The 13,351-nt window shown below is 27.9% G+C and carries 10 protein-coding genes; 5 read left to right on the top strand and 5 right to left on the bottom strand.

Features of this window, described 5'->3' with window-relative positions:
* Positions 1–3 precede the first annotated feature (3 nt).
* From ACTJIP_RS20460 to ACTJIP_RS20440, 5 genes are all read left to right on the top strand, one after another.
* Positions 4–960 carry a DUF2971 domain-containing protein gene (locus ACTJIP_RS20460; protein WP_440705025.1) on the top strand — a complete coding sequence of 319 codons (957 nt, stop codon included), beginning with the start codon at positions 4–6 and terminating at the stop codon, positions 958–960.
* A complete protein-coding gene (locus tag ACTJIP_RS20455; protein WP_440705024.1) occupies positions 957–2,384 on the top strand; it encodes a hypothetical protein in 1,428 nt (475 codons plus the stop codon). The genes ACTJIP_RS20460 and ACTJIP_RS20455 overlap by 4 nt, the downstream gene beginning before the upstream one ends.
* A gap of 78 nt (positions 2,385–2,462) precedes the next feature.
* Entirely contained in the window at positions 2,463–3,851 is a 1,389-nt protein-coding gene (locus ACTJIP_RS20450) for a pentapeptide repeat-containing protein (RefSeq protein WP_440705023.1), read from the top strand.
* 53 nt (positions 3,852–3,904) lie between these two features.
* On the top strand, positions 3,905–4,441 hold the full coding sequence (locus ACTJIP_RS20445; protein WP_440705022.1) for a type II toxin-antitoxin system antitoxin SocA domain-containing protein: 537 nt from the start codon (positions 3,905–3,907) through the stop codon (positions 4,439–4,441).
* Positions 4,442–4,443: 2 nt separating this feature from the next.
* Positions 4,444–6,435 carry a hypothetical protein gene (locus ACTJIP_RS20440; RefSeq protein ID WP_440705021.1) on the top strand — a complete coding sequence of 664 codons (1,992 nt, stop codon included), beginning with the start codon at positions 4,444–4,446 and terminating at the stop codon, positions 6,433–6,435.
* A 78-nt stretch (positions 6,436–6,513) separates the two neighbouring features.
* On the opposite strand, the gene ACTJIP_RS20435 is transcribed toward ACTJIP_RS20440, so the two are convergent.
* The 5 genes from ACTJIP_RS20435 to ACTJIP_RS20415 all read right to left on the bottom strand — a co-directional run bounded on the left by ACTJIP_RS20435 (position 6,514) and on the right by ACTJIP_RS20415 (position 13,306).
* On the bottom strand, positions 6,514–7,245 hold the full coding sequence (locus tag ACTJIP_RS20435; protein ID WP_440705020.1) for a hypothetical protein: 732 nt from the start codon (positions 7,243–7,245) through the stop codon (positions 6,514–6,516).
* Positions 7,246–7,319: 74 nt separating this feature from the next.
* Positions 7,320–8,501 (bottom strand): DUF3871 family protein, encoded by a 1,182-nt coding sequence (locus tag ACTJIP_RS20430; protein ID WP_440705019.1) that lies wholly within the window; start codon positions 8,499–8,501, stop codon positions 7,320–7,322.
* Positions 8,485–9,441, bottom strand: a complete 957-nt coding sequence (locus ACTJIP_RS20425; RefSeq protein WP_440705018.1) for an AAA family ATPase — start codon at positions 9,439–9,441, stop codon at positions 8,485–8,487. Before ACTJIP_RS20425 ends, ACTJIP_RS20430 begins: the two co-directional genes overlap by 17 nt.
* A gap of 175 nt (positions 9,442–9,616) precedes the next feature.
* Positions 9,617–12,052: a DEAD/DEAH box helicase gene (locus ACTJIP_RS20420; protein WP_440705017.1), complete on the bottom strand. Its 2,436-nt coding sequence runs from the start codon at positions 12,050–12,052 to the stop codon at positions 9,617–9,619.
* 45 nt (positions 12,053–12,097) lie between these two features.
* Positions 12,098–13,306 (bottom strand): site-specific integrase, encoded by a 1,209-nt coding sequence (locus ACTJIP_RS20415; RefSeq protein WP_440705016.1) that lies wholly within the window; start codon positions 13,304–13,306, stop codon positions 12,098–12,100.
* Positions 13,307–13,351 lie beyond the last annotated feature (45 nt).

The raw sequence follows: 13,351 nt of genomic DNA, 5'->3' as shown, positions 1-13,351 counted from the left end.
CAGATGAAATTATATAAATATCGAGGTAATTTTAAAAGAGATTTAAAAACATTATCTAAAGGACAAATTTATGCGCCAACATATGATAATTTAAATGATCCTTTTGAATGTATTTTTAATAGAGATGAAGATACAAATGTAATTGAGATCTTCAAACCATACAGTCATAATGTTGAACAAAGCTATAATAATGTTGTAGAACAACTATTTAAATTAGGAATATATTCACTTTCAAAAGATTTTGACAATGAAATTTTATGGGCTCTTTATGCTGATTCTCATAAAGGATTTACTATTGAATATGACATAGAGACATTTGTAACTGATTTTAATTTCAACACAAATATACCTTTGGTCCATAAGGTAAATGTTGACTATAAAGCAGCACCCGCAAAAAGCAATTTATTGTTATCATCCTTGAAAAACCAATTAGACCTTATACCCCTTATTGGCACTAAATCATTACCCTGGAAAATTGAAAATGAGTTTAGATTAGTTTTTGAAATGAATGGCTTAATTAATATTAATCTTAACTCTGTAACATCAATAATATTTGGCTTAAGAACAACTGATGAAAACATTGATAAAACAATGAAGATGTTAAGAGGTCGAGGAATAAAATATTTAAAGATGAAAAAAATGGAAGGTAGTTATAAGTTAACAAAAATTTCAATTGAAGATAAGTTTAAGGATTACAAACGTCCATCTAAAAGATCAATCATAAAAGATATCAATATCCCTAGTGAATATACTTACTTAAAAATAGAAATAAATAAAATAATAAAAAGCATTTTAGACCTTCCGAATATTAAAGGTATTTATAATTTTTATTTTGATAGTGAAACTACAGATCCGGTAATCAAAATTTTTGCTACTACAACCTTTGAAAAGATTCCGTTAAGGTATTTTCAATACAAAGTCATGAACAATAGTATAGAACTAGATAAACAATTTGTATGAAACTTTATATAGACTGGAATGTTTTAAATGGTATTAAAAATGGGAATTTCAAAGAGCTAGAAGAAATTATCAAACAAACTGAAAACTTTATAATTGTATACTCCACATCTCACATTTCTGATATAGCATCAAGTTATTCAGAAGAGAAAGAGAATCCAGAAATCCAATCTGATCTAGAATTTATATCTGAAATTACAAATGATATATGTGTATTTAACAATGGTCATGATATAGTCATTCAACATAATGAACCATTCCATTTATTTGAAAGTGAAATTGAAAGCAGGAATTTGCTAGATGACTTTTCATTTGATAAAATGATAGATACAATTGATGATGATGGAAAAAATCCAGAGCTAGTTGCTCCCTTAAAGACATTATTACAATCTCTTCCTATCAATAATATTTTTAAAGACGCATTTGAAAATCCACAAAGTGCAGAGATGATGGATACGATGTTTCCTGGTTTAAAGGATAATCCTACAATAGAAGGGCTTTTTAATTCAATGGGAAAGATGTTGGAGAACATCAATGAAAAAGAAGGTTATAAAGATTTAAAAAATCCATTTAAGCACTTAAATATTAATCAAGGTAAACTAAATAGTCCTGACAACAACCCTTTTGAAATTTTAAAGGAGACCTATAATAAATTAGGTGTTGATAGCCCATTAGAAAAAGATCATATGGATGATAAACATGCCCCTAAATGGTTTAATGATATAACTACTGCATATATTAATCTTGATATGCATGGATTTCATTCAGATAAAGTTAAAGTTACTGATAAAGAGAAGAACACTTTTAAAAATACCACTCAAGACGCATTTCACACTGCCTTTGCTTCAACATGTGATGTCTATATAACTAATGATAAAAAGAATTATCAAAAAGCCCAGGCTGTCTATAGTCAAAAGAACATCAATACATATGTACTAAAACCTAAGGAGTTTGTTGATTTTTATTATGAAAATCTTGAAAAATCAGATTTTATGACTAGTTGGAACAAGTTTAATCAAGTTGTAAAAACAGGTGAATTCTACGACATTTCTGATAAAAATAATCCTAATGATCTAAACCAAGTTCACTTCTCCAATTTTAATTATTTTGGCTATTTTAATAGAATACATCTCTTTAATTCTGATGAAGATAAAGAGATGTTTAGTTTTATGTTTGGTAAAGAATTACCAACTAACTGTCTAGGAGTATTTTATAAGGAAATTAAATACATGATTAAAACAATAGTTGATCATTTTGGAACTGATAGTAATGATAGGGGATACTTTGATGAATCTGAGATTGACATGAACAATCATTGGTGTGGTAGAATATGGGACTTTGGTGAATTCCAATACAGACTGGTTAAAGACAAAAGATACTTCCAATTCTACTATGACTTTAAATCAAATTCCCCAACAGATCAATAATCAAAGTTAAAATCTACAATCTAACTTTGAATCACTAACTTGATTATATCCTTTGTTTAATCTTCTCTAACATACATTATGAGATTAGTTAAAAAAAAAGAATTTCTAAAGCTTATTCAGGACTCTAAGTCAGAAACTATTAGAATAGAAAATACACATATACATCTTGATGAAATACTAACTATTGATATGGAATGGCAATCCTTCTATTTTGACAAGTGTGTATTTACCGGACAAAGAATAGACTTTTGTATCTTAAAAACAAAGGAGAATCCTTATCAATCCATACAATTTATAAATTGTACAATCTCAAATGACTTATTTATAAAAGATTGTAAATTTCATACAGTTGAATTTAGAGATGTAGAGATTACATCTAGACATTTTCACATAACAACATCTGAAATAGAATCTATATCCATTACTGGAAGCTCAAATAAGGCTAATCAAATTAGTTCCCTAGTACTTAATAATTTAAAAGATACTACTCTCAATCTTGATTTCAGATTAAATAATGTTGGTGAACTTCACATAAATGACTGTTCTTTTAATAAAGTTATTATGAATGGAAATGAAATTAACAAGCTAAACTTTGAAGAAATAGACTGCAGTTCATACTTCCAATTTTGGAAAAACACATTAAAAGAATCTTCCAATGTAAAAAAATCATCATTTGATGAATTCATAGGCAAGAAGTCCACTTATGGAGCAGAATTAAAGTTTGAACAGGTTACATTTAAAAATATATGCCGTTTAGAACTTGTTCCTGAAAAGCCTATTAGTTCATTAAGTTTTAAAGAATGTACCTTTGATAAAAGTGCTTACTTTGATGATAGTCACTTCTACATGCTATCAATTAGAGGTACATTCTTTAAAGATATTGTATCATTTAACTCAACCACTGTAAGTACTATCAAATTTAGAAGTGTTCATTTTGATAAGGTAGCATTTTTTAATGACTTTAAGATCCAATTAAAGACCTTAACAGACCTTGGAACAATTAGAATAATAAAAAATCAACTTTCTAAAACTGATAACAAGATTGATTATCTACAATACAATGCTTTAGAGCAGGAGCTTTTGCTTAAAGATAAAAGAACTAGTGTAAATGATAAGATATTATTAAAGCTTAATAGAAAATCAAACTACTTTGGTAATAATTGGGTAAAGGGTGTTTGGTTTACTTTAAGAATGAGTATTTATGGATTTATAATTCTTTTAATTTGGAATGGCTTTTTAAGTAATAGTGGTTACAGTTATCTAATAAGTTTTAACTCTAAATTGCCTAATGCTTCTTTTCAGGAGGTATTAAGAGAGTGGTTAAAATTTACATTTTCTTTTGATTTGAGGAGTTATAAAAACTATGAATCTCATGGAGTATTGTTATTTATCTTTTTCTTTTTTAAAATATTTATAGGTTATGGTGTATATCAGACTATTGCTGCTTTTAGAAAACACAGTAAATAGTTAAATATCATTAATATTGTTTACATTATTAAATAAATTGTATTTTTGTATTGATGGATACTAATAAACTTCTGATAACTAAATACATACTATATAAGTTTTCCATATGGTATAAAGAAGCCTATGGAGAAAGTGAAAATAATGATTTAAGTATTTTAAAATCATTAAAATTGGTATTTCTACTTGCTACAATTAATTCTAAAAAGCAAAATGAGAACTTATTAGATATGGGGTTTGAGTTTACAGCTATGCCATATGGTCCTGTTGAAAAAGAAATATATGACTCATATAAGGAAGGATTATTAAATGATATCATTGATAAGAATGGATTAAAAATTCATAATCTTCAAGAAATCGTAAATAATAAGGCTCTTCAACAAAAAGATAAGGATTTAATTGATAATAATTTAGGTATATTGAAATCTTATAATTATTATCTAATATCAAAATCTGCCTCATATTTGGTTGATTTAACTCATAAGTTTACTTCTTGGAAAAAGAATTATAAGCTTGCAACTTCTGTAAGTAAATATTCACATGATATACCTAAAATAGATATACAAGAAGATCTTCTTCATTACTCTCTATAAGTATGGTCAACACAATTATAGTAGGAATAGGAGCCTTAAGAAGAACTCTTCCTAGTGATATATCATTTAATCATCACACTTTTTCATATGTACCAATAGAAGACTTTGTAAAAGAATCAATATATAGTATAAACCTATCTATAATAGAAGGAAAATATATTATAGAAGATATAAAAAGTGCATACTCACTAATAACTTCTGAGATTGACCAACTAGAATTTGATTATCCACATCTCCTAAATATAAAAGATCGTTTAGATATTACTAGGAAATGTTTAAGTAAATATCTGAGTTTTTACGAGATGATTAAAAACATTTATGGCTTTCAATTAATTGACTTTACAAATAATGAAAGGCTAAGACAGCGCTATAATAGTGAGCTAAAAATATTGGATTTAAATATTAGGCTCAATATTATAGATAATAATTTTGCATCTAATGCGACTATATTAAAAAAACTATTTGTTATTAAGAATGATCTTGCAAACCTAAACATTTACGGTAATCTTTCTGAAATACATAATGCTTTAGAAGTAAAGGTCAATTTTTTATTATATAAATGGTATTTAAGAACCGCTCAAAAAGAAAACAATATTGAATATAATAGTATTGTTGATTCTTACAAAAGAACTCTGCCAAACAACTTATTTGATGATTGGATAGTAAAGATGCTTAATCATTATGAAATTCTTGAAGAATCTTGGAAAAATTATTTTCATCAGCAATATCAAAACTTAATTAATGTCACTAATAATAACTTAACTTTCTTACAAACTCATGATAAAATAAAATACTTAAAAGATGTTGTTAAAAATGACACTGAGTTATACAGAATTGTAGTTGATCTTAATTCTCGCATTAATCAATTAAACAATTTATCAGAATTAGAAAAGTTATCATATCACTTGTTGTTTAACTATTCTATTAATAATTATTTTTCATGTTTCTGTGATAAGCAATATCAAAAGTTCAAATTTTTAAGAGAATCGAATCATAATAAGATAATTGAAAAAAGTAAAGCTATAGTTGATGATTTGATTGATACATATGAAAATGTTTTAAGTGATACGAAAGGTAAAACCAACAATTTCTTTTTGGATTACAAGATTGCATATTTCTGCATTAGAATTCTAAATGAAGCTTATGAAATATGCATAGATAAATTTCTATTTATAGAAACATTTAATAATGACGTAAACTCTAAAATTAGCTCAATATTAAACAATTATAAAAAAAAGAAAAAATGGTCTTTATTGAATAATAATTATATTTTTAAGTTAGATTATAGGAGCTCAATTAAAAACCATAGTAATCTTAATGTTTATTATGCATCCTCATTTACTCTAGCAAAAGTGAATGATGATGTAGAAAGTAGATTTGAGGAAGTAGATAATTTATACAGAGATTTACAATTGAGATTTACACTTAAGTATGAAATAGAAACAATACATACGTTAAATGAGGATTTTAAAAAAGATAATAAGAGAGTAATAGAAGTTGTTACAATATTCACAGCAATTATCTCTTTTGTTGTAGGTACAGTGGGAGCATATAATTTTCTAAAGTCATTTGAACAATTTCTTTTATTTTTAGTTTGTTATGGTATAACTATCTCAATTTTTGTTTTGCTTATGTACTTTGCTAATAATAAGCTCAATAATTATAAAGAGTCATATGCTTCAAAATCAGTCAAATTATATAAAAATAAAAAGTCATTATTTGAACTTAAATACCCCGTATTTAACTATAGGTTATTTAAAAACAGTATTATAATACTTATTGCATATGGTTGTGCATTCTCTGTTGTTCGTTTATTATTTGATAATTATAATAAGAAGATTGCTGTAGATGAGTCAAAGAAAAATGACAGTATTAGAAAAATTCAAAACTCTCAAAAAGCAAAACTCGATTCTATTATCAATATTCTAAATAAAAAAAATATCGTGACTGAAAATGCAAAGATTGATACTACATCTAAAACAAAAGAAAACTAAGATAGCGGAGTATTCTAATGGATTCAATTGAATTAGCTCAATTAGTCAATACTTAATCTAACAGTTTTTATGATCGAATTAAATACTAAATAAATAGTTTTCACAACCACAATCAATTATTAATTTTTTCCACTTCTTATCTTTTGTTATATATAAATCTCCAGGTTGAACATAACTAAGCATAAAGAAGTCAATTATATCATTAGTAGTAGATTTCAAGTCGCCAATCTCTAACCTTTTAAAATAGAGATCAAGAGTTTTAACTAATAGTTCTATTTTGCTAAAATCCATATTTATAATATCTTTCCCTGTAGCAAGATTAACTATATATGCTAGATACTCCTTTATAAAAACCGTGGAGTCTTTCATTAAATGCTTTTTATTTTCTTTTATTCTTTCTTTTATTTTTAGAGCTTCCTCATTATAAGACATTGAAAGCTTCTCAAAATCTGCATTCATAGAATCTATATAATCTAAAAATTCATCAGTCCTCTCAGGAGCTATAAAATCTCCTTTCTTATATCTAATTAAAAACTGTATGTAATCTTCTAATTCAACTATATTCTTATAGTGATAGAACTGATGTTGCTTAGCAATATGTACAAATGGGGGTTCAAATATCGTTTGAAACTCATCCATTTTATTAAATATCCATCTAGACCTTTCAACATTCTTAACAATCCCTCTATTTTTAATTAACTCATAGTAATTTAGAAATGTTGTTGTAATGAGTGATTGGTTCAAGTCTTTTAGTAAGTTTTCATTTTCAAATAACCCATACCAGATATTTGTATCTAATATTATTTTCATTTATAGAATCTTGTAATAGAATAAAGATAAGTAAAGTATTCAAAATCCACCCCACAAAATGCAGGGTGGCATAACTAACTCAAAAACCAATGATAATTAGAATTATCATTGAGTGTTTTCTGAACCCCTTTAGTAAATTCAAAGGCATTCAAATTCCTGTCAAGGAAGGTATCTATATAACTGCTCTTATTAGCTTGTGTAAAGAGGTTATAGATATTCCAGAGGTTAATCTCTCCATTATCAGCTTTACAAAAGCTATCATCATCATAGTAATCTTTAGCTATTGTATTTAACTGGCTATCATTGAAAGTTAATTGAGGGATATTCAACCTTTGTTTTTCAGCCTTAGATATATGCTGATATAGCCTAGTTTTTCCCAATAATTGAGCAAACTGATGTTCAGTTAAATAATGGTCTGAAAACTCTTTCATTTCTAATATATGTTGCTGTGCATCATACTCTGTTAAAGTACTCATTATTTTACTCTGTAATTCCTGATATGAGCTTACCCTCATATCATCTACAAAGCCATCACTCCAAACACATAAATTACAGCATACTTTGTTCTGGAAGCCAATAAAGAACTTAAATTTTTCAAAAGTCTTTTTATTGTATAAATTCTCCTGATTATAGGCTCTAACTCCACCAACTGTTAATGATAGTTCATTACCATTAATAGAATCATTTATACCAGGAATCCTAACAATGAAAGCCATCCTTTCAAAATATTGGGTTCTTTCATGATCTAATAAATCTTTTGCATTCTTGTAAATAGCATCAGGAGTTCTGCCTTTAATTTGATGAGAAACTCTTATTTCAGGTTGCATAAAAGATTGATGAGAAAACACCTTACTAATACAGTCCTGTGTAATATCAATAAATTCCTGATGAGCAATGGTTTTTTCATTGTCCTTAGAAAATACAGGAATAATGCAATCACTCTTTAGTTGATATAGATTGACTTCTTGAGTGTTTGCTTCAATGAAAGGTTTGTATTCATATGGTTTCTCCTCCATTGGTTTGTTTTCCTGGTGAACTTCAATTCTTTGAAGGGAACTATCAAACTCTTGATAGACTTTATCTTTTTCTGTTTCAGTTGAAACAGCACCAGGAATAGGATAATGATGATTTGAATCATGAGCTGTATCATTATTCATCCTGCTTTCACATAAAGAAATTTCTTTAATATCCTGTGCTGGTCTAAGTTCAAATACTTCTTCTAATGTAGCTGGTCTGACTTTATTGATGATGTCCATTGGTTAAAAAGTTTTGAGGATTGGATAATTTGATTAAGAATGATTTTCTGGCTTCATATTGAGGTCTTAGTTCTTCTTGGTACTCAGAATATTGCTTATAGATGGCCAAAAGTTCTGCAATAGTATTACTGGTATTGATTCTCTTTAGAATATCATTTTTAGAGAAGCAATCTACACCAGGATCAAATGTAATAGGTGTGATAGGGCTTTGATAGCTGGCAGGAGAATCAATACCAGTTGAAACAGTTGCAGTTTTTGCAATTCCAGAATTACACCAGTTCAATATTAATTTACCTGTGTTAGAAGTAATTATAAATTCAGGCTTATTCATAAACAGCCCTGTTCTGTCCTTACTTGCTTTAGCTAAATGGCTTTCATTGACTAGCTCAAAATTTATGGTTAATTCATACTCAAAACCATCTCTGGTAATTTCTTTTGTTCCATGCTTTACTACCTGAGTTTTACCATTACTTCCAACATCTAAAGAATAGTCTATTTTTCTCCTGGTAGTGGTAATGATATGACAACTTGATTGCAGAATTTTATTGATAAATGCCTGATGTCTTGGTGTGACATTAGCCCAGTCTTGAAATCTGCCCCCTAGTTTCTCATGAATATCAAGACATCCACCAGTACCATTCCATTCATGACTTACTGAATCAATGATTATCACTTCAATTCCTGATTTCTCACACAGTTCAATTGCTTGAATATATCTTTCAGGTGAATAAGGTTCTTGTAAATCCAGTACATTGTAGTTTCCTAAGTCTGAATAAAGAGAAGCAGAGGAATTTTCTGTATCTATAACAGCTATTTTGCTCCAATCTTGTGTCATTCCATAGGCTAATAATAAGGCTGATTTGGTCTTTCCAAAGCCTGATGCTCCTGATAATCCTAATCTGAGCTTTACTTGTTGTCTCTGTGATTGTTTTAATTGCATAGTTATAAGGTTTAATTGTTAATATTTTTAATTGATTGTTTAATATTTAAGATGAATAATATTTCTGTTCCTGGTACTTTCAGAAAACAAAAAACCAATCTCATTCTCATAAGATTGGTTTGAAAAACTATATTTTTTCCTGATCAATATATAAGTCTGGGGAAAATATATTGTTTTATAAGATGTACTCAGGTATAGGTTTATAAAGTAAATTCTTCAAATTCGAGTTTTCAAACTCAATATCTTCCAAGTTATAATAACTAACTGATATTTTGTCCTTTGTAGACTGTTTTAGATTTCCATTATACAAAACCTTAATTAATAGTACATAGAAACCATTAAGGTAATGTGGATTCGTTTTATATCTTTTGAAAGTATCATTAAATTGAAAAATGTCTGTACTAAGGAATAACTCTTTTATTCTTAATTGTTCAATTTTGTCTTTCATATTAAGCTTATAAAATAATGTCTCAAATTCAGGAAGAACCTTGGTTGGCAATCTTTGATATTTCTTAGTAATTTCTTTATGTTGCTCTAATAGCTCTACAAAAGGATACCAATCTTTAAATAAGTTAATAATCTCGATTTCTTGAAATGAAACGAAGCCCTTCTCTAGTTCATTAATATTCAATATGGAAGAGAAATAGATGCAAGATTTTAGGTATTTGTAATAAGCTTCTTGTTTGGTAAGCATACCATTACCTAAAATCAGTTCTAATATTCTTCTTTTAATTTTATTTACTTGACTGCTATTTAATCTCTTATTATCCATTAAAGTAATGTGTTCATCAAAGAAATATTTCTCAAAAAAGCTATAAACTTCATAATCTCTGTATGGATGTGAAAGTTCAACTAAGTTCCCCCTCCACTTAAATGGAAGAATATAAGTATTTAATTCAGTATGATATATTTTATCAACAGTATCCTCAAAATCACCTGAAGACAAGTATATCTTATCTAATAATTGTATGCTTTCCAATCTACAATTCAAGAATTGATTACAAATTGATGCCCACAGAATGTAAGCAGACAGGTCTCCACCAAAGAAAGTTCCAGAGAGAAACTTTTCCCCCTTTTCCATAATAAATATTTCTTTAGGAGGGTATAAAAGTCTATTCATTCCAGTTCTATTAGTTTCATTGATTTTCCTTCTTGCCAATGAAGACCTATTATAAAGTTTTTCATAAACCTCATGAAGCTCTTTATACTGATTATTTATATTAGTATAACTTATTGTGTCAGGGTTAGATGTGAAAGATTTACATTCTTGAAAAACATCATAAATAACATCATTATGAAATTCATCATAGGGTAATGAGTTCTTAGATATATCTAATGGTCTAGGAAGAAATATATAAATATCTCCTTTTTTCCTCTGTCTTGCCAAAGACTGAATTACAGCATTAACACCACTTGTAAATACACCTTTATTATTAAAATATTCAATACTTATATCTTTAGGGAATATTATAATATAATTATGGTTTTCTTTTTTAATACTAATTCCTGTTGAAAAGTTTGTACCAATGTTTATCTTTGAAGAATTATATTTTTGGTTAGCTTTTGGATCAAAAGGATCAGAATAACACTTGTTTATCTGATCTTTTAAGGGATGCAATAGCATAGATATAGTTTTATACTTACCAGATAGTGGCTTAGCTAGAAATTTTGTTGTTAATGACTTTGAATAAACCATCATATCAAATGGTTTCTTATTTTTGATTAGCTTCTCTGTAAGTTTTATTAATTCTGCATCTTGATCAACAGTATAACCTGAAAAAAAGTTAATGTGTAATCTGCTTTGTTTTTCTAGAATTCTTATTCTTTTAGCTTCTATAATTTGTATTTTTCTATTGGTAAACTCTGATAAATACTTTATTACTTCTTTTGAAGCTTCATTAAATGTGGCACTTACAATAAATATCTTATGAACTAGATCTTGATAATTCCATAGTTTATATAGATATTCCTCTCTGAAGTTATGAATACTGTCATGTACTTCATCTAGGATTAAAACTAATTTTTTATTAGCTTTTTCACAATACCCCCTCAATTTATTGAAATAACGAGTTTTTTTCATTGCCTGAAATAACTTTGTATCTCCTGGATTTCCTAATAATGCATTTATTGTTAAAACATGAACATCATAGTTTGTTACCTTAAACTCATTAATAAGGTCACTATCTTCAATTAAAAAGAAATTTTCCTCTTTAGATTTTTCTCCAAAGTAAACATCTTGGATATTAAGGAAATTAAAAATTCTACTAGGACTAATTAACTGTGAAATATCCTTAACATATTGGTTGATTAGATTATTGTAAGGTACTGCTACAATAACAAGATAATCATCTGAATTAGCATATTTAGCTAGCATATTAATAACTGAATGAGATTTCCCCTGTCCTACCCCTGCATTAATTACAACAGTATTTTGAGTATCAAATCCTTCATCAAATATTGGTTGAAGTACATCACTAATAAACCCCTCTTCATTAGGCTCAATAATAATTTTTTCATCAACGCTATAATATTTATTAAAATCACTTGGATTTATTTCTTTATACTCAATTGGAATATCCTCGAAATAAGTGTTTGGTAAGCTTGTCTTCATACTCAATATTAACTGTGCTGTAAAAATACTACAACACAGTTAAAGTTATTTTAATTTTGAATTTAATTTATTCATTTGCTCACTAACTTTCTTATTTACAACTTTAGCATAATGCTCCTGAGTAATAGTAATTTTTGAATGACCTAACAGCTCAGAAACTATCTCCATAGGAACATCATTAAAGAGTAATACCGTTGTTGCAAAGGTTCTTCTTGCTAAATGGTGGGTTAATCTTTTCTCAATCCCAACAATATCTGCTATCTCTTTGAGGTAAGCATTAAACTTCTGATTACTGAAACTTGGCAGCACCTTTACTTCATGTGCATTACTGTATTTCTCAATGATGATTTTACTTTTAGTCAATAGAGGAATAGATAAAGTTTGTTGAGTTTTAAGCCTTTTCATATTGATCCATTCATTGCCATCAAAACCGTTTATAATATGAGATTTTTCAAGGTTAGCCATTTCATTATAAGCCAGCCCTGTATAACAACAGAAAATAAACATATCTGTTACTATTTGTAATCTTTCTGATTTAAATTGATACTCTTCAAGCTTCTTTAATTCTTCTGTAGTCAAATAAACTATCTCTTTCTTAACACGCTTTACTTTATACCCCACAAAAGGGTCTCTATCTATAATTCCTTGTGAAATGGCTATTTTAACAACTTTCCTAAACCTTTGAATCATCTTGTTTACTGTTGCAATAGCTAAAGACTTTTCCGTTTTCAAGTAGAATTCATAATCCTGAACAAATTTTAAATCCAAATCTTTAAACTGATAGTCTGCTTTAGTGAATGAATACTTAATAAAACCTTTCAGTAAGTCCCTTGCCTGTTTAAACTTCCAAAGTGTAGCAATTGAATACTCTTTCCCTACAAGCTTCTCAAGTCTGTCATTATGCTCTTTAAAAAGCTCAAGAATAGTTTTGGTTCTGATTGAGACATCTCCCTTGTATTGTAAGTAAATATCTCCTACATCAAAATTTTCTTCATTGACTTGTAGAAATAAAAAAGCCTGATTAATTTCATTCTTAATCAGACCTAATTGTGTATTAATAAAACTGTTTTCTTCATTGGGTGGTTTAGCTTTCTGTAGCCTACTATCCCATTGCTTAGGATTCACAAATAATCCAGTAGAAAACTCTTTTCTATCCTGGTGAAAAGTAATTCTACATTTTATAGGGCACTTACCCTGTTTATTTAGCTTCACTTTTTGCAATAGAAAAAGTATTGATAATTTATTGTTATTCATTGATTTAAGTTTTAGAAAATGGGTCACCAAAAAGTAGAAGTGGGA

The sequence above is a fragment of the Chryseobacterium sp. 22543 genome (assembly GCF_052044565.1).
In the GTDB taxonomy this organism is placed as follows: Bacteria; Bacteroidota; Bacteroidia; order Flavobacteriales; family Weeksellaceae; genus Chryseobacterium.
The sequence above is the reverse complement of the archived record's forward strand: the minus strand, read 5'-3'. Positions and strand labels throughout refer to the sequence as shown.

Coding starts and splice junctions, on each gene's coding strand:
- ACTJIP_RS20440 (WP_440705021.1), top strand. CDS start 4,444: ATGGTCAACACAATTATAGTAGGAATAGGAGCCTTAAGAAGAACTCTT.
- ACTJIP_RS20430 (WP_440705019.1), bottom strand. CDS start 8,501: ATGGACATCATCAATAAAGTCAGACCAGCTACATTAGAAGAAGTATTT.
- ACTJIP_RS20420 (WP_440705017.1), bottom strand. CDS start 12,052: ATGAAGACAAGCTTACCAAACACTTATTTCGAGGATATTCCAATTGAG.
- ACTJIP_RS20445 (WP_440705022.1), top strand. CDS start 3,905: ATGGATACTAATAAACTTCTGATAACTAAATACATACTATATAAGTTT.
- ACTJIP_RS20425 (WP_440705018.1), bottom strand. CDS start 9,441: ATGCAATTAAAACAATCACAGAGACAACAAGTAAAGCTCAGATTAGGA.
- ACTJIP_RS20460 (WP_440705025.1), top strand. CDS start 4: ATGAAATTATATAAATATCGAGGTAATTTTAAAAGAGATTTAAAAACA.
- ACTJIP_RS20435 (WP_440705020.1), bottom strand. CDS start 7,245: ATGAAAATAATATTAGATACAAATATCTGGTATGGGTTATTTGAAAAT.
- ACTJIP_RS20415 (WP_440705016.1), bottom strand. CDS start 13,306: ATGAATAACAATAAATTATCAATACTTTTTCTATTGCAAAAAGTGAAG.
- ACTJIP_RS20455 (WP_440705024.1), top strand. CDS start 957: ATGAAACTTTATATAGACTGGAATGTTTTAAATGGTATTAAAAATGGG.
- ACTJIP_RS20450 (WP_440705023.1), top strand. CDS start 2,463: ATGAGATTAGTTAAAAAAAAAGAATTTCTAAAGCTTATTCAGGACTCT.